This window comes from Rothia mucilaginosa, from assembly GCF_049990865.1.
Lineage (GTDB): Bacteria > Actinomycetota > Actinomycetes > Actinomycetales > Micrococcaceae > Rothia > Rothia mucilaginosa_I.
The window spans coordinates 2,114,669-2,131,548 of record NZ_CP188231.1; the positions used below are offsets into that span (position 1 = coordinate 2,114,669).

Consider the following 16,880-nt stretch of genomic DNA (forward strand, 5'->3'; position numbering starts at 1 on the left):
AAGGTTGCCCACACGAAGGGTGAGGCGTTATTTTCGCGAAAAATCGGGAGTGTTGACATCTTACACGTGGGCTGACGGGGTGCTTGATGTGGAATATCTGGATTGCAAGGGTGTAAGAAAATGATTTACAGGGAAAATGCCGAATAAAAAATGGGCGCACGAATCAAAAGATGTGGGATTTATAAAAAACCCACATTTATCTGTGGTCTGTCCATAGAATGGTATTTCTGGAGGGTAATTCTGGAATGCGCCGCCATGAACCGTCATTTAAAAATTTAAATCGACGCGCTAACGCGCGAAAGAAACCCGGGGCATAGAAAAACAGGGCACAGAAAAAGCGACCGAGAAACCCCCGGTCGCTTCCTGCCGAACATGCGCTACGCGTTAATGCCCCACATATCCCGGGCCAGACGCGCAATATGAATCGTCAAATACGTCAACTCATCACGAGTCAGGCTCTGCTTCAACTGCATCTGCAGCACCAACAAAACCTTCTGTGCGCACGCGTAGGCGCGTGGTGCATCCGCACGAAGAGCCGCCAACAAACTTGGCTGCGACACCTCATCATCCTCGGCGTGATTCGCGGAGGCGCGGCTCGCCCGCACAAACAGGTACCGTAGATGCGTCACAAAACGTGCCGCACTCATTGAATCCGGGTCGATTTTCCGCTCGTAGCTCGCCTCAATAATTTCAAAAACCTGCGCGAAAACCTCAGTCATGCGGAATGCCTGAGACATATCCGCCGTCGCAAATTGCGCGTTGACCAGGTGCAACGCCAAAGGAATAGCCTCATTCGGGTCCAGCTCAACCTGCAGGCGCTCGCGAACCATCTGCAAAACCGTGCGGCCGTACTCCACCTCGCGCGGGTAGAGAACAGTCACCTCCGGGGCGAGCGGATACTCCACCCGTACCCCATCACGTGCACGAACCACCGCATAGTGCAGGTGATCAGCCAGCGGAAGAATAAACGAGTTCGACAGCTCCAGCGCACCCTCGGCGCGCACCTTCGACTCCAGAAGAGTGGCAATCGACAGAATCTCCGCCGGAATCTCAGACAGAGTCATGCTCAGACGCTCACCCGACATGCCCTGCTCCGGCACAAAGGTCTGCTCCACCGCAGACGGGTCAATCAGCTGACCCTTACGCTTACCAAAAGCAATGCCGCGACCAATCATCACGGACTCCTTGCCGTGATGATCCACCGTGAGGACAACATTATTGTTATAAATACGGCTAATGCGCATGTGTCCTCCTCTGCGGGTGTCGGGGCGCCTGTGTCGGGGTGGCACACTGAAACGATAAAAGGTGATTGAGTATCGCCTAAGCTAGTACAAATTCTACCGAAAGTTTGAAGCCGCCATGAAGGGTTAACGCGCAAATCCGGGGTAAAGCTGTGCCCCAGCTGTGATGCGGGCAAGCATTCCATAAGTTTGCGGCTGAAAACCGGCTCCCGCCCCACCGAGCACCCTAAATCGCGATACTCTTAATCACATGAGCAGCAAAGCAACCGAAATCGCAAAGAACCTTCCCGCCCTAGAGCACCCGGACGGTAGCCCCATCCGCGCCCTCGTTGTTGATGACGAGGAGATGCTCAAAGAACTCGTCAGCATGGGTCTGAAAATGATCGGCTGGGAGGTGCAGTCCGCAGGCGACGGCCCCTCCGCGCTCGCGATTGCCCGCGATTGGCGCCCCGATGTGCTCGTGCTGGACATTATGATGCCCGGCTTCGACGGCCTGGAGCTGCTCTCCCGTATCCGCAAGTTCTACCCCGAGGTTCCCTGCCTCTTCCTGACCGCTAAGGACTCGGTCGATAACCGTATCGAGGGCCTTGCCGCCGGTGCGGATGACTACGTGACCAAGCCCTTCTCGATGGAAGAAGTCATGATTCGCCTGCACCGCCTGGTGCAGCGCTCCGGCGTTGCCGCCATTGACGACGCTGAGCTGGTCGTCGGCGATCTGGTGCTGAATCAGGACACCCGCGAGGTGACCCGCGGTGGCGAGCAGATTAACCTCACCGCAACCCAGTTCGACCTGCTGCGCTACCTCATGGAGAACGCGAAGCGCGTGGTCTCCAAGAGTCAGATTCTCGATAATGTCTGGAACTACGATTTTGGTGGTCAGGCAAATATTGTGGAGCTGTACATCTCGTACCTGCGTAAGAAGATTGACGTGGGCCGCGAACCGATGATTCACACCGTGCGCGGTGCTGGTTACGTGCTACGTCCCGCCGTCTAAGTTTATTCTCTGCTCTTCATATGGCGCGGTATAACACCCGGTTATACCGCGCCATATCAGTTATATTCCGTATTTCGAATATAGAAAGAAAGGATGCTCGTGGGCTCCTACTCACCCGGTGAACCCGCCTCCCCGGATAACGAAGCAACCCGCCCCCTGCGCGCGGGTGCCCCCGCACGAGACGGTGCCGCGCCCTCCCCGGGGGACTTCTTCGTGCGCCTACGCGCCGCCTGGAAGAGCATGAGGAACCCCGAGGCATCCCCCGAAGAACTCGGGTACGTACCCCACCTGCGTTCGCGCCTTATCGCCATCCTCGTGGTAGCCCTCGGCATTGCCTGCCTCATCATTGGTCTGTCCACCTACGTGACCCTGCAGAACTCCCTCTACCAGCAGGCGCAAAGCGACCTCAAAGAAACCAGCCACCGCGTAGTGCAGCCGACCTCCCGAGACGGCAAGCGAGAAGAAGTGGACTGCAGTGACCTGCAGAAGAGTAACTCCCTCTTTGCGCCCGGTCAGGCTTCCGGCACCATCATCACCTGTGTGGAATCCGAGGGTGCCGTAGAAATCGCCAGTAAGCTCGCGAAGGATGGCACCGTGCAGAGTCTCTCCGCCAACGACCAGGTAACCCTCGGAACCATGGCGCTGAACGCCACCAAAGAAGAAGTTCGAGAGGTCAAACTGGAATCCGGCCTGTACCTCGTGAAAATCACCCCGAAGGCTAATAGCAGCGCCGACGCCCAGGTGGTCGGTATTCCGCTCGCCAACGTACAGCAGACCCTCACTATCTTTGTGATTGTGGTGTCCCTCGGCTCCATCGCCGTGATGGTCGGTGCCGGCGTGGCGGGCTCTTACATTATTCGCGGCACCATGAAGCCCCTGGAGCGAGTCTCCGCCGTGGCAACCGATGTGGCGCACCTGGACCTGGAGGAGCACACCATCTCCTCGGCGGTGCGCGTTGAGCCGCGAGATTCCGACCCGCGCACCGAAGTGGGTGCCGTGGGCTACGCCCTCAATCAGCTGCTCGATAATGTGAACTCTGCCCTCGAAGTGCGTGAACGCACCGAACACCAGATTCGCGCCTTCATTGCGGATGCCTCCCACGAGCTGCGCACGCCCCTTGCCGCCATTAAGGGCTATTCCGATATGCTCCGCTGGACCGAGCCGCTCAGTGAGTCCGGTCAGTCCTCCCTGGCGCGTATCGACTCGCAGACCGAGCGCATGTCGCGCCTCGTGGAGGACCTGCTGACCCTTGCCCGCCTGGATGAGGGTCGTGAACCCAAGTTTGAGCTCGTCGACCTGACTGAGCTGGTGCTTGAATGTACCTCCGACATGCAGGCGGCGGCGCGCACCCACGAATGGCACCTGAGCCTGCCCGACGAGCCGGTTGAGGTTGTGGCGGATCGTTCCCAGATTCAGCGCGTGATTCTGAACCTGCTCTCGAATGCCCGCAAGCACACCGATGAAGGTACGCGCGTGACTGCGGGCCTGGCCGTGGATGCTGCGCGCCGCGAGGCTGTGGTGACCGTGACCGATAGCGGCCCGGGCATTGCCCCGGACTTCTTGCCGAAGATTTTTGACCGCTTCACCCGCGCCGATAAGGCACGTTCCGGTTCGGATGGAACCACCGGTCTGGGTCTGGCGATTGTGCAGGCGATTGTGCAGGCGCACGGCGGTTCGATTCAGGTGCAGAGTCAGCCGGGTCATACGGTCTTTACGGTGCGTCTGCCTTTGGAGGCGGCGCGCGCCTAATGCGCTTGCGCGGTGGCTCACTCGGTGGTTCGCCGAGCTGGTAGTTGGGTGAGTGTCCTGGGTAAGTGTTTGAGGGGGCGGGGTGCGTTGTGCACTCCGCCCCTTTGGTTTGCATTTTGGGCGTGATAGCACTCTGACGTGCTAAAACACTAAATTGCTTGTTGAGTAAACATTAAATCTGCACTTCAAGTTTATTACCCTGAGTGCAAATATGTGGTGAATCTAACCCTCAAATGGTTACCCCCTGTGAAACATTGCGCGTATTGTAAAAAACATGGCAAATCTTGTTGAATCCCCCGCAAACATCACGGACAAGCGTTCCGCCCGCAAGGCTGAGAACCGCATCGCAATCGTTGAGGCAGCAGAATCCCTCATCCTCGAGGGCGGCTACGGCGCCCTCAATGCAGAAGCACTCGCAGAACGCGCAGGCGTCTCCCGCCGCACTATCTTCAACCACTTCGCCTCCGTAGACGACGTACTGGTCACCCGCATGAACCAGTACTTCAACCGCATCTTCGAAGAATGCGACTTCACCATCTCCGGTGAAAACGCAAGCATGGAAGCCGAAATGCTCTCCATCGCCCGCAAGGTCTTCATGAGCAACACCCTCGAAGAGTACATCGCACCCTTCGCACACCTGCTCTACGCCCTCGAAATGGACAGCCCCGCGAAGTTCGAAGAATACTCGCACGTCATCCTCGAGCGCACCTACGACATCTTCCTCGAACAGTACCTCGCGGCATACCCCGACCTGCCCTACCTGCGCGTGGCAGTCTTCGCCTCCAACCTCTCCGAAACCATCGGTGAAGGCGTCTACTACTACCTCACCCGCGCCGAAGAAATGACGGCCAAGGTCGCAGCGGAAGCCCCCGAAGGTACCCACCCCGAAGCACTCGCCATTGAAGCAATGCGCCAGTGCGTCCTCGAAGCACTCGACTACCTGGGCCGTCTGGTCCAGGGCGAATTCGCAAGCTAAGCCCCATAGCGTCACCGCTCCAACACTCTCGCTTCGGGCACCTCACCTGCAGGTGCCCGGGGCGGGGTGTTTTTTGCCCAAAAACAGGCAGTAGCGTTCGTCACGCAGGGCAAAACTACAGGGCAAACACCAAACGTACCCAACCAACACGCTGCCCCCTCCCAGATGGAGGACGGCATGAAGCAGATTGCCGACAATGAGAAGAAGCTCGACGACTCACAGGCGCAGATTAGTGCAGGTCAGGAGCAGCTGGACGACGCGCAGGCACAGCTGAAGGACGGCTACGCCCAGGCGGAGGCGGCAGGCTCACCCTCCGCCATGATCGAGCAGCTCGACGCTCAGCAGGCGCAGCTGACCGAGTAGCAGAATGCCCTCAATCAGCAGCGTGAGACCCTGGCTGAGAGCCAGAAGCAGGTTGATGCGGGCCGCGCAGAAATCTCCTCGAAGAAGGACGAGCTGGCTGAGGGTAAGAAGAAGCTGGATGAGCAGCGCAACCAGCTGCAGAAGACCGAGAATGAGCTGCTGGCGCAGCGTGAGCAATTGGAGCGCCAGTAGAAGCTCTACGATTTCGCCTCCGGCTACCGTATGGTCTCTGAGAATCAGTCCACGGCGATTGCGACGGTGAAACTGAGTGAGAAGATGAGCGAGAAGATTCAGCATGAGCGCGAGTCTGCCGCTACTGACTCGGGTAACAAACTCGGGTAAGGGTAAAGTATTTAGTGTGCGCTACGGCGCTCTCTAAAGACTTATGCGATGTGAAAGGGCAGGTGCACGGTGATGAGGAACCTCGCGAGTATCCAACAGCGGATAGGAGCCGTTCTGAGCCGTGTGCCTGCCCCTTTTCTTGTCTTTTTGGGTGGCGGTACGGGTGCGCTGTGCCGCGTGTACACTCCCGGCGGCGTGCTGGTGGCGAACCTACTGGGCTCGTTCACGTTGGGCCTATTGACGGTGCTGTGGAATGCTTACGCGCGCCGTGATGGTGAGGAGCGGATTCATTCGATCCGCCTGCTTTTTGGTGCCGGCATGATGGGTGGCTACACGACGTATTCGTCGATTGCGGCGGTTTTGGCGCAGACGATTTTTCTGCCGTACACGGTGCACGAAGGGTACATGGCGCTTGCTCTTCTGGTGTTGCTCGTGGGTGGTTTGGTTGCCGCCGCAGCGGGCATGCTGACGGGTCGTTTTGTGGCGTCCCGCCTGGCGCCTGCTCGTGATGGTGAGGAGGGCCGCTAATGTTTTTTGCTCTGATGGTTTTCCTCTGCGGCGGTTTGGGTGCGATGACCCGCTTCTTCGTGGATAAGGCGATGTCGCCTCGCCTGCGTACGGAGTCGTCGATTATTAGCCCGGTGTTCGTCATTAATCTGGTGGGTTCGTTCCTGTACGGGCTGCTGATTATGCCGGTGTCTAATCCTCGCGCGTTGGGGGTTCACTATAACGCTACGGAAGAGGTGGCGTTCTGGTGCACGGTGATTACGACCGGTCTGCTGGGTGGTTTTACGACGTTCTCAACCGCCATGGTGGAGGCGCTGACCGCCCGCTCCGAGGGTAAGACGGTGAAGTTCCTGATGCTGTGGCTGGTGCAGGTGCTTGGTGCGATGGTGGCTGCGATTGTGGGTGCACTCTTGTTTGTGTTGCTGTTTGGTCGGTATATTGCGCCGGTGTTCCCGCCGGATGTTCTGTACTGACGGCACCGGCTGCGGTGGTTCTTGTGGCGTGCCTGGGTGCGTGTACAGCTTTTTCACAGTTTTGCTTATGGTGAGCCATAGGGCGGTCTTTTACACTGGTGGTGAACGATATGCGGCGGGCATGACCAGGAACCCGCTATATACCACCAAGAATATATGTTAGAACAGGCATATATTCAGGTGGAGTTCATATAACTCACTCTCACGACCCAAGGAACACACAGCATGCAGGAACTGCTCAGTAAACACATGATTGGCACTTTCGCCATCGAGATTGCGGCACTCACAATCGCGCTCTCCATCATCGGATTTATTGGTATGCGCCTGCGTACCAAGAAGACCGGTCGAGCGCACAGCATCCGCCAGTACCTGCTGACCGCCTCCTTCGCGTTGTTCCTTGCTTCGATTCTTTCTTTGACGCTGACTCCGATTGGTAGCGCAAATAGCGTCACGAACCCTGAGCTGTACTACCCGCGTTTCTATGTGGGTTGGAGTTGGCAGCAGGCGTGGGATCTGACTGCCGGCATGGGTCTGCGTCGCTTCGCAACCACCGTGTATGCGCAGCTCTTCTTCAATGTTGCCATGTTTATCCCCCTGGGCTTCTTTACTGCGGGCTGCTTGCGCTGGGGTCTGCGCGCCACGGCGCTGAGCGGCTTCGCGCTGTCGAGCTTCATTGAGTTGAGCCAGTTGACCGGTAACTGGGGTCTGGCGGGTTTCACTTACCGCACCTTCGATGTGGATGACATCGTGAATAACACTGCCGGCGCGGTCCTCGGTGCGGTCTGCATTTGGGTGGTGCGCGCGATTCAGAAGCGCCGCGCGGCTAAGCGTGACCGGGTGCTGGCAATGGCTACCGCCGCAGCGTAGTAGATTCCTGGATTAGCAGACGTTTTCATAACATGATTGATATAATTCATGTTATGAAAACGTCTGCTCCCAGCCTCCTTCCCATCTTGCGTAGTGACCTGCAGGGTGAAGTGATGGCATTGCTGTTCTCTCACCCTGAGCGGCAGTACACGGTGTCTCAGATTGCTGATGCAACAAGCGCCTCATTGCCGACTGTTTCCCGAGAAGTGAATCGTCTCAATCAATCTGGTCTAGTGACTGTCCAGAACGTTGGTAAGGCCCGCATGGTGCAAGCCAAGGTTGATAATCCGGTGGGCCAGGCGATGCGTCAGCTGATTTTGGTAACTTATGGTCCTGTTCCGGTGCTCCGGGATACTTTGCAGAGTGTTTCCAATATTGAGGGTGCCGCTATTTATGGCTCGTGGGCTAGCCGTCGTTCTGGAGTGGCTGGGCACGTGCCGAACGATATTGATGTGCTGGTTGTTGGTTCTCCTTCACGTCAGAAGCTATATGAGGCTATTGATGATGCTGAGCAGAAGCTTGGCTATGAGGTGAACGTGAAGCGGTTATCTCCTGAGGCTTGGAACTCGCAGGATGGCTTCGTACAGACTGTGCGGTCACGTCCTATGGAGGTTCTCTTTGGGCAGCTGGAGGTGAATGATGTCCACGCTGAAGCCTAATGCCCCAACCCCTGGTCCCTGGACTGTTGGCCGGGAGCGCATTCTTGAGCTGATTGATGCCGGTGAATTGGAACGGGTTGCTGTAAATCGTGAGCATGCTCAAGGCTTGTTGTTGCGTGCTCGCCGGCATCTAAAGACGGCGCATCGGCTGGTAGTTGATGATCCGGAAGGTGCCTATACGCTTCTCTATGATGCTTCGAGGTTGGCGATGACTGCAGTTTTGGCGGTGCAGGGCCTGCGTCCGACTACCAGGGGAGGTCATATTGTGGTGGGTGATGCTTTGCGTGCTCAGAGAGGCCCTCATGATGCGGTGGGTAAGCTGTATTCTCGTTTGCGCCGAACGCGCCACGAGGTTGAGTACCCCGGTTTGGATTATGAGCCTATAGCTGTGGAGGAAGCTGAAGAGGCTTTGGAAGACGCAGAGTATATCGTTCAGGAGATGACTCTTTTTGTTCCTAAGCTGGGACCTTTTTAAGGCGCACTTCTCATCATCACCTCCGAAGCTTCTTCCGTGAGGTCGACGCAACGAACCCCTCATTTTCATAACCTGACTCGTGTTGTGCAGGTTATGAAAATGAGGGGTTCGCTGTTTTAGATGAAACCCTATACAGGGAAGTTCCCAAACGGGAAGACTACTCGTCGGTCACCCGGTTCACGACGCGGGTGCTGCGGTTGCCCTTCACTTCTTCGGGCAGCAGGATCGGCATGGAACCGGTCGGCGTGTAGGTTGCCGCGCGTGCCGCCGCGGTAGCGTGGGTGTCCTCAAACTCGGGAATGACCTCGGAGCTGGGTGCGCGGTACAGGTGGCTATTAGCCCACCACGCGAAGAGCAGAACCACAACCGCCAGGGCACTGGAAACGAACAGCCACGGGCTGAGCTGACCCTCGTAGTAGAGTTTGAAGAACGCGCCGCCCATGAAACCGCCGGCAATCGGGCCGCAGATTGGAACCCACGCGTAGAACCAGCGCGAAGTGCCCTTATCGTGGATGGGCAGCAGGGCGTGCATGAGGCGCGGACCGAAGTCACGGGCGGGGTTCAGTGCGTAGCCGGTCTGACCACCCAGACCGATGACGAGCACGGCGACCATGAACCCGAAGGCGAGGGGCTTGAGCACGTCGTTGAGGTTGAGAGAGAGTTCTACACCGCCACTGATGGACGGCTTGAAGTTCACACCGGTGTACAGTGCCGAGAAGACCAGCATGAACGTGCCGATCATTTCGGAGAGGGTGTTGGTGAAGTAGTTGTGAATAGCGGGCACGGTGCCGAAAACGCCGAGCTTAATTTTCTTGTCGGCGGTTGCTTTCCAGTGCGGCAGGTAGTTGAGGTAGACCAGCCCGGCACCGACCATTGCACCGAGGACCTGGGCGATGATGTAGCCGGGGACTTTCTCCCAGGGGAACTCGCCGTAGGCTGCCAGGCCGATGGACACGGCGGGGTTGAGGTGGCCGCCGGAGTATGCGTGGGAGGCGTAGACACCGAATGTGACGGCGAAACCCCATCCGAAGGCGATGGTGAAGAAGTTGTCGCCGTGGCCTTTGGATCGGCGAAGTTCGACGTTGGCGATGACGCCGCAGCCGATGGTGCACATGATGAGCGTACCGAAGAATTCGGCGAGGTAGGGGCTGATGGTGTACACGGGGTGTCCTTCAGGTAGTGAACTGCGGGGTGGTGCAGTGCCGAGCGTGAGGGAGGTGTGGTTTTGTGTGGATTATGCCGCCTGGGTGGCGTGTTTACCCTTTGGCATCTATGGAACCTTGAATCCCCTAGAAGGGCAATACTTTGGTGTTATTTCACCCTTAGACATAAGCGGTTTTTCGGGTTTTTCGTTTAAAAATAAATGTGGAAAATGAGGGGAAAATCGGGCATAGTCCACACCTTGGACTCGTTCTCTCAACTCGCGGTTGAACCCGTGGGTAAATTCACGGATAAACCCGCAGATCAATCAACACGTGAACCCCGCCTACACCACCTTCCATCAGTACAGAAATGCCCGGGCACCTCGTATGGGGTACCGGGCAGATTCTATGGTTTCTAGACTCTAAGGTTTCTAAGTTATAGCGGTTTCTAGGCGGCTCCTGCGTGCCGCTGCGCGTGGGCTGTTACGCGGCTACTTGGCTGCTACTCGGCCGCTACTTCGCGCTCGCCCAGTCGAGAATCGCCTCGAAGAAGCGCTCGCATTCGCTCAGCTGCTCCAGCTCAATCCATTCGTTCGGAGTGTGCGCCTGGGCAATATCGCCGGGGCCGCAGATGATGCTCTGCACGCCGGCGCGCTGGAACTGGCCCGCCTCGGTGCCGTAGGTGACTTTCTGCGGTGCGTCGTCGTTGCCCAGCCACTCGTGCGCCAGGTGAATGAGCGGCGCGCCATCGGCGGTACCCAGACCCGGCACGGCGGCGAGCAGTTCGTGCTTCACGCCCACGCGGGAAGTGAGGCTACCGGGCTCCGCGCCGGTCAGCTTTTCGGCGCGTGCGGCGCGCGCCTGCAGATCGGGCAGAATCACCTCCGAAAGCTCACGGTCAATGCGCTCCACGAAGGACTCGGTGGTCACCTGCGGCAGGGTGCGCACATCGTACTCCACGACCGCCTGCTCGGCGACGATGTTGTACTGCAGGCCGCCGGTTGCCAGGTTCACGCTACCGGTGGAGTGGGGAATGATGAACGACTCGTCGAACGGGCCTTCTTCTTCCCACTGGTCCGCCATGTCGGTGAAGAAGGTGATGAATTCGCCGGCTGCGGCGACTGCATTCACGCCGTGGGTTGCCAGGGAACCGTGCTTGGGCACGCCGGTGAAGGTGACGCGGCCGCGGTGCGCACCCTTGTGCGCGGAGATAATGCGCATGCTGGAAGGCTCACCAACAATCGCGTAGTCGGGGGCGAGGTCGCGCGCCACGAACTCCTCAATGAGGGAGGGTGCACCGACGCAACCGATTTCTTCATCGTAGGAGAACGCGAAGTGCAGGGGAGTGCGCAGCTTCGCCTCGGCAACGCGCGGCAGCAGCCAGAGCGCGACGGCGAGGAAGCCCTTCATGTCGCAGACACCGCGGCCGTAGGCGCGGGTACCCTCCACGCGCAGGGTGAACGGGTCGGCGTCCCACGCCTGGCCGGCAACGGGCACGACGTCCGTGTGGCCGGAGAGGATGAGGCCGCCGCGGGTGGTGCCGTCCGCTGCGGGGATGGTGACGAGCAGGTTAGCGCGGGTGCCGTCCTCGTTGTAGGTGCGCACGCCGCTGTAGCCGTAGCGGGCGAACTCGGTTTCGAGCAGTTCAATGAGTTCGAGGTTGGAGTTGCCGGAGATGGTGGGAATCGCGATGAGCTTTTCGAGCCAGGGGAGGGATGCGGGCTGGGTGGTCTGAGCCGTCATAACTATTCCTTCTGCGTTGTAATGCTGTGCGCTGTCATGTGCCGCGTGCGCTTGTTATGTTCAGGGTACGCCGCGGGGCGGTATTCGTCGCCTCATGGTCGTCGAATACCGCCCCGTGACCCCTGCGCGGGGTTAGATGCTGTAGTTGTTCACGTTGGAGTGGTCGCCCAGCGCGTGGAAGTTACGCGAGTGGTAGACCAGCGGGGTGCCTTCGCAGTCGTTGCGGATGAACTCTTCAACCTGCGCGGTGAAGACGAGTGCGGGGCCGGCCTCAACGCGGCTGAGCGGGGTTGCGCGCAGTACGCGGCGCACGCCGTGGACGAGGGGCTCGCCGGTGTGGACGAATTCCCAGGTGCTGGGGTCGTCGAAGCGGGGGTAGTCGTGGGTTGCGAAGTTCTTCGCGAGGGTCACATTCTCAGCGTCGAGCATGTGCACGAGGAAGGAGGACGCAGCCGCGATCTTTGCTGCGGAGCCGCTGTTTGCCTTGAGGGAGAAGGCGATGATGGGCGGTTCTGCGGCGACGGAGGTCAGCGAGGAGGCGGTGAAACCTGCGGGTGCGCCGTTTTCGTCGGTTGCGGTGATGATGGCGACGCCTGCGGGCTGGTGGCCGAAGGCGAGCTTGAACTGCTCGGAGGTGTCGGCGAGGGGTGCCTGTGCTGCAATGGTTTCGGTCATGATCGACCCTTTCTTCTGCGGCTGCGTTTGAGGGTTCGTCCTGGGGTGTATGCTCTGGGCGACCCTTTAGTTAAGGGGAGATATGTTTCAGAGTAAAGCTAATGGGTGCTGAACACCTTATTTATTGCCCTATGTTTCTTAGGTATACCTTTCATGACGCGGGGCGTGAAATATTACGTCATATTCTTTGTCTGTTGGGGGCGTCGAAGATGCACTCCGCCGGTTGCCCCGCATCTGCCCCGCTTCTGGGTCTGAGTAGCGGGTTGTGGGTGCTACGCCTCTCTTCTGCGGGGGTTTCGCGGGGGTGAAGAGGGCTCTGGGGTATCCTTGCTAGGTACTCAAAAGCGTTCCGCGCCCCGTATTTGAGGGGTTTTCGGTGCGTGAACTGTGGGGAGAAGAGGGTTAATGAGCTGGTTGGCAACTATTCCGCTGCTGCTTTTTGCGGTCGTGTTGGCTTTTGGCCCGGGCTATGCGATGGGCTGGGCGTTGCGTGTTCCTGCGCGTCTGCGCGTTTTTTATGCGCCGCTGCTGACTTTTGCCCTGGTGGCTGTCTCGGCGATTGTGTTGGGTAAGACCGGCATTCCGTGGAGCCTGATTTCTTTTGTGCCGGTCGCTGCCGTGATGGTGGCTGCCGCCGCGGGTGTGATGCACCTGGTGGGCCGCCGCTGGTCCTCTGCCGTACCTGATGCCTCTAACGAGGCGGCAGAGAACTGGGCGGGTAACACTGTGCCCCTCGCTTGGCCCATTATCGGCGCGGTGCTGGGTGGTTTCTTGACCCTGCACGCAACCCAGCATATGGTCTTTGGCCCCGAGGCGTTCTCGCAGACCCTCGATAACTCATTCCATATGAACGCGATCCGCTGGATTCAGGAGCACGGAGACGCCTCCAGCCTGACCATGGGCGCGGTTGCCGCCGCGAATCAGGAACCTACTTTTTATCCTGCGGGCTGGCACGACTTCGTGTACCTGATTTACAGCACGACCGGCACGAGCATCGCTACGGCAACCATTGTCATGATTCTGCTGGCGGCGGGCATTATCTGGCCCTGCTCCCTGGTGGCAATGTGCTTGAGCATTCCGCATCTGCGCCCCCTGCAGGCGCTCGCTATTCCGGCGCTGACCTGCGGTTTCTTTGCGTTCCCCGGTCTGCTGCTGTTCTGGGGTGTGCTCTTCCCGAACCTTCTTGGTTACGCCCTACTGCCCGCGTTCGTGGCGCTGCTGCTGCACATGATTCAGCTCATGGTGCGCCGCGAGTATTCCTTCGTGCTGTCCCTGTCGCTGACGATTCTGGTGGGCCTGGGCGGTTTGGCTCTAGTGCATCCGAACGCCGTGGTTTCTGCCGCCGTGTTTGCGGTGCCTATGCTCCTGGGTGGCGTGGTGCAGGTGTTGCGCTCACGCGGCGCGTCCACGCGTGAGCGTCTGGTGGGTACCGGCGTGCTGGTGGCGCTCATCGCCGGATGCGTCAGTATCTGGTTGACGTTGCGTCCGAGCGAGGAAGCCAGCGACCTGTGGACTGCCATCATGAGCGAGGGCGAGGCGGTCTACCAGTTCCTGTTCCTGGGCCTGGAGAACGCAAACCCGCTGGGCGGTAATTTTGCTCCCGCATATCTGCTGGGTTTCTTGGCGCTGTGGGGTGTTGGTTACCTGCTGTACAAGCGCCGTAACCTGTGGCTGATTGGCAGCTGGATGCTCGTCGGCTACATGTGGATTGTTGCGGCTTCGGTGCCGCGCGGTGACTTCCGCCTGCTGATGGTTGCTCCCTGGTACACCGACCACTTCCGCCTGGCGGCTCTGGTGGTGTTCCCCGCAGTGCTTCTTGCCGGTATCGGTCTGGGTGGCGCCGTGGAGGGCCTCTTCGTGCGCATCATGCATGCTATTCCGCGTGAGAAGCACGCGAAGGTTGCCCCGGTGATGATGGGTGCCTCCATGGTGCTGGTGCTCGCGGTTGCGGGCCTGTCTTCCCGTACCCAGGCAATGCACGACGCAACCTTGCAGGTGGCGAACAGGTATCAGGTGACCCCGACCTCCGACATCCTGAACCAGGATGAGATGAACGTCATTAACGAGATCCAGAAGATCGTTCCCAAGGGCGACGTCATTGCGAACAACCCCTGGGACGGTAGCGCCTACATTTACGCGCTGGCTGACCGTCACCTGACCAGCTACCACTTCGAGTTCCAGACCTCCCCGAAGTATGAGCCAATCCTGAAGGATTTGAAGGATGCCCGCACGAACCCGGAAGTCTGCCGCGTTGTGAACGAGTACAACGTCCACTGGTACGTGCACTTGGAGAACCAGGGCAACTTCGGTCCCTCCCAGCAGAAGAACTATGACGGCATGGTTGCTGCTATCGGTACGGACGTTCTGACCCCGGTGTACTCTTCGGGTCCGATGACTCTGTACCGCATTAGCGCCTGCGATAAATAATGCGATAACTAAACGGTGTCTCAGTGCTCCTACAGGGGTGAACGCATCTGCAGAAATTCGTGCACTGGTCTGCATTCTGGCGCTAAATCTGAGATACTGCGGAACCACTGATATGATGAAAGCCGGTATGTCCACTAGGGCATACCGGCTTTCACACGCACGGTAAGACACATTTGTTAGGAGGGGTAGCTGCCCTATGGGTTCTCCCACATCGCCTCTTACCCCCCGCACGTATCCTCGTACGCTGGTGATTATGCCCGCATGGAACGAGGAAGAAGCACTGCCCGGCACTATTACTGAGCTGCAGGAGACGGTGCCTTTCGTGGACCTGGTGGTGGTCAATGACGGCTCCACCGACAACACCTCCGCTGTGGCTCGTGAGGCGGGTGCTTTTGTGATTGACCTGCCCTACAACATGGGTGTGGGCGCCGCCATGCGTACCGGCTACAAGTACGCGCAGCGCATGGGTTACGACTACGCCATGCAGGTGGATTCGGACGGTCAGCACCACCCCGAGAGCATCCCCTCGCTTATTGAGGCGGTGGAGGATTACGACATCGTGGTTGGTTCCCGCTTTGCCGATGGTGCGGTGGACTACGAGGTGTCGGGTCCGCGTAAGTGGGCGATGAGTCTGCTGTCGTTCCTGTTTACCCGCGCGGCGGGTACCCCGTTCACGGATGTGACCAGCGGTTTTAAGATTGCTAGCCGCCGTGGTATCGACTTCTACTGCCGCAACCTGCCCGCCGAATACCTGGGTGACACGATCGACATCACCGCCATGGCGATTAGCAACGGTTTGCGGGTGCGTCAGGTTCCGGTGCATATGCGTGAACGCCAGGGAGGTACTCCCTCCTCCGGTCCGCTGAAGTCTGCTGTCTATCTGGTTCGTTCACTGTTTGCCTACGGCATTTCGGTGAGCCGCCGCCCCGAGGAGAAGTAGCCGTGAGCGCCAGTGTTTTCTTCTTGATTCTTGCCATTCTGGTTTGCACTTTCGTGGTGATTCAGGTGCGTCACCAGCGCATGAAGGAGCGGTACGCCGCCCTGTGGCTGATTATTGGTGCCATCATCATTGTGTTGGGTGCTTTCCCGACTCTTCTGAACGGTGTGGCGGACTTTGTGGGCGTCGCCCTGCCGGTGAATCTGCTGTTCCTGCTGTCGATTCTGCTGCTGATGGGTGTGAGTATTCACCTGACCCTGGAGCTGTCGCGCCTGTCGGAGAAGACCCGCATCCTGGCTGAGGAAGTCGCCATTTTGAAGGCGCTTCAGGAGCAGCCGGAGGGCGCCGCCGGTGCGAAGAAGCGTAACCAGCAGGATTCTTAAAAGCTTTACTGTCGAGACTTTCCATTTTTGTGAGTTGGAGTAATACCTCATGACCGTTGATATTCTGTTCCCCTACTACGGCGACGTCGCCATGATGAAGCAGGCTGTGCTGTCTGTGGTCGGTCAGACCAACCCGGACTGGCGCCTGATTGTTGTCGATGACGGCTACCCGGACGACTCGATTCCCGGCTGGTTCGAGTCGCTGAAGGACGAGCGCATCACCTACATGCGTAATGAAACCAACCTGGGTGCGAACGCGAATTACCGCAAGTGCTTGACCTTCGTGGAGAACGAGCTGGTCACCGTCATGGGTGCTGACGACGTCATGCTCCCCAACTACGTGCAGTGGCTTGTGGATGCGGCGGCTAAGCACCCCGAGGCGTCTATCTTCCAGCCCGGCGTGGTCGTGATTGATGAGAATAACGGCCTGTCGAACACCCTGGTGGAGCAGACTAAGGCGTTCTACCGCCCCAAGGGTGAGGCTGTTCTGCAGGGTGAGGAGCTGGCTACCTCCCTGCTGCGCGGCGCGTGGTTCTACTTCCCGTCCCTGGGCTGGCGTAAGGACGCTATCGTGGGCACCGGCTTCCGCGAGGGCCTGAACGTTATCCAGGACATGGCGCTGATCCTCGACATTACGATGCGCGGCGGCTCCCTGTACTACGACCCGCAGGTCGCGTTCATGTACCGCCGCCACGGTGGTTCTGACTCGTCCTGGCGTGCCCTGGAGGGTACCCGTTTTGAGGAGGAGCGCCGCTACTACAACACCATGGTTGAAGAGATGACTGCCTTGGGTTGGACGAAGGCTGCTCGTGTGGCTCGTATTCGCTTCTCCTCGCGTGCTCACGCGCTAACTCTGCTGCCGAAGGCGGCTCTGGCGAAGAAGTGGCAGGGTGTTAAGAACCTTGCCGAGCACGTCGTAAAGTAAAG

Annotated in this window: 17 protein-coding genes; 13 read left to right on the forward strand and 4 right to left on the reverse strand. The window is 58.7% G+C overall.

All coding sequences use genetic code 11. From position 1 onward, the window contains the following. Positions 1 to 377 precede the first annotated feature (377 nt). Positions 378 to 1,244 carry a PRD domain-containing protein gene (locus ACP3RB_RS08280; RefSeq protein ID WP_426699015.1) on the reverse strand — a complete coding sequence of 289 codons (867 nt, stop codon included), beginning with the start codon at positions 1,242 to 1,244 and terminating at the stop codon, positions 378 to 380. 247 nt (positions 1,245 to 1,491) lie between these two features. Here ACP3RB_RS08280 and ACP3RB_RS08285 point away from each other — a divergent pair, with 247 nt between their 5' ends. The 9 genes from ACP3RB_RS08285 (at position 1,492) to ACP3RB_RS08325 (ending at position 8,646) form a co-directional block, all read left to right on the forward strand. Further along, on the forward strand, positions 1,492 to 2,235 hold the full coding sequence (locus tag ACP3RB_RS08285) for a response regulator transcription factor (protein ID WP_005507990.1): 744 nt from the start codon (positions 1,492 to 1,494) through the stop codon (positions 2,233 to 2,235). Positions 2,236 to 2,328: 93 nt separating this feature from the next. After that, positions 2,329 to 3,984: a sensor histidine kinase gene (locus ACP3RB_RS08290; protein ID WP_426699016.1), complete on the forward strand. Its 1,656-nt coding sequence runs from the start codon at positions 2,329 to 2,331 to the stop codon at positions 3,982 to 3,984. A gap of 274 nt (positions 3,985 to 4,258) precedes the next feature. Then, complete coding sequence (locus ACP3RB_RS08295) at positions 4,259 to 4,960, forward strand: TetR/AcrR family transcriptional regulator (protein WP_060824138.1); 702 nt, start codon at positions 4,259 to 4,261, stop codon at positions 4,958 to 4,960. A gap of 177 nt (positions 4,961 to 5,137) precedes the next feature. After that, positions 5,138 to 5,323: a hypothetical protein gene (locus tag ACP3RB_RS08300; protein ID WP_303978500.1), complete on the forward strand. Its 186-nt coding sequence runs from the start codon at positions 5,138 to 5,140 to the stop codon at positions 5,321 to 5,323. 465 nt (positions 5,324 to 5,788) lie between these two features. Next, entirely contained in the window at positions 5,789 to 6,193 is a 405-nt protein-coding gene (locus ACP3RB_RS08305) for a fluoride efflux transporter FluC (protein WP_426699017.1), read from the forward strand. Continuing rightward, entirely contained in the window at positions 6,193 to 6,645 is a 453-nt protein-coding gene (locus ACP3RB_RS08310; RefSeq protein WP_294629803.1) for a fluoride efflux transporter FluC, read from the forward strand. Before ACP3RB_RS08305 ends, ACP3RB_RS08310 begins: the two co-directional genes overlap by 1 nt. Positions 6,646 to 6,870: 225 nt before the next feature. Then, complete coding sequence (locus ACP3RB_RS08315) at positions 6,871 to 7,512, forward strand: VanZ family protein (protein WP_426699018.1); 642 nt, start codon at positions 6,871 to 6,873, stop codon at positions 7,510 to 7,512. A gap of 233 nt (positions 7,513 to 7,745) precedes the next feature. Further along, the gene (locus ACP3RB_RS08320; RefSeq protein ID WP_314704704.1) at positions 7,746 to 8,171 is read left to right on the forward strand and encodes a hypothetical protein; all 426 of its coding nucleotides are present in this window, start codon (positions 7,746 to 7,748) and stop codon (positions 8,169 to 8,171) included. Then, positions 8,149 to 8,646, forward strand: coding sequence for a HEPN domain-containing protein (locus tag ACP3RB_RS08325; protein WP_426699019.1), 498 nt, complete (start codon positions 8,149 to 8,151; stop codon positions 8,644 to 8,646). Before ACP3RB_RS08320 ends, ACP3RB_RS08325 begins: the two co-directional genes overlap by 23 nt. A 157-nt stretch (positions 8,647 to 8,803) precedes the next feature. Here the strand turns inward: ACP3RB_RS08325 and ACP3RB_RS08330 are convergent, their stop codons facing one another. From ACP3RB_RS08330 to ACP3RB_RS08340, 3 genes are all read right to left on the reverse strand, one after another. Continuing rightward, entirely contained in the window at positions 8,804 to 9,808 is a 1,005-nt protein-coding gene (locus ACP3RB_RS08330; RefSeq protein ID WP_426699020.1) for an MIP/aquaporin family protein, read from the reverse strand. 493 nt (positions 9,809 to 10,301) lie between these two features. After that, entirely contained in the window at positions 10,302 to 11,531 is a 1,230-nt protein-coding gene (argE, locus tag ACP3RB_RS08335; protein ID WP_426699021.1) for an acetylornithine deacetylase, read from the reverse strand. A gap of 132 nt (positions 11,532 to 11,663) precedes the next feature. Continuing rightward, positions 11,664 to 12,206, reverse strand: a complete 543-nt coding sequence (locus ACP3RB_RS08340; RefSeq protein ID WP_070507457.1) for a flavin reductase family protein — start codon at positions 12,204 to 12,206, stop codon at positions 11,664 to 11,666. Between the two features lie 405 nt (positions 12,207 to 12,611). On the opposite strand from ACP3RB_RS08340, the gene ACP3RB_RS08345 reads away from it, so the two are divergent. The 4 genes from ACP3RB_RS08345 (at position 12,612) to ACP3RB_RS08360 (ending at position 16,878) form a co-directional block, all read left to right on the forward strand. Continuing rightward, positions 12,612 to 14,633: a DUF6541 family protein gene (locus ACP3RB_RS08345; protein WP_426699022.1), complete on the forward strand. Its 2,022-nt coding sequence runs from the start codon at positions 12,612 to 12,614 to the stop codon at positions 14,631 to 14,633. Positions 14,634 to 14,886: 253 nt separating this feature from the next. Next, positions 14,887 to 15,573 (forward strand): glycosyltransferase family 2 protein, encoded by a 687-nt coding sequence (locus tag ACP3RB_RS08350; protein ID WP_424826983.1) that lies wholly within the window; start codon positions 14,887 to 14,889, stop codon positions 15,571 to 15,573. Positions 15,574 to 15,575: 2 nt separating this feature from the next. Further along, entirely contained in the window at positions 15,576 to 15,953 is a 378-nt protein-coding gene (locus tag ACP3RB_RS08355) for a DUF2304 domain-containing protein (protein ID WP_060824149.1), read from the forward strand. Between the two features lie 49 nt (positions 15,954 to 16,002). Then, complete coding sequence (locus ACP3RB_RS08360; RefSeq protein ID WP_049345952.1) at positions 16,003 to 16,878, forward strand: glycosyltransferase family 2 protein; 876 nt, start codon at positions 16,003 to 16,005, stop codon at positions 16,876 to 16,878. The last annotated feature ends 2 nt before the right edge of the window (positions 16,879 to 16,880 follow it).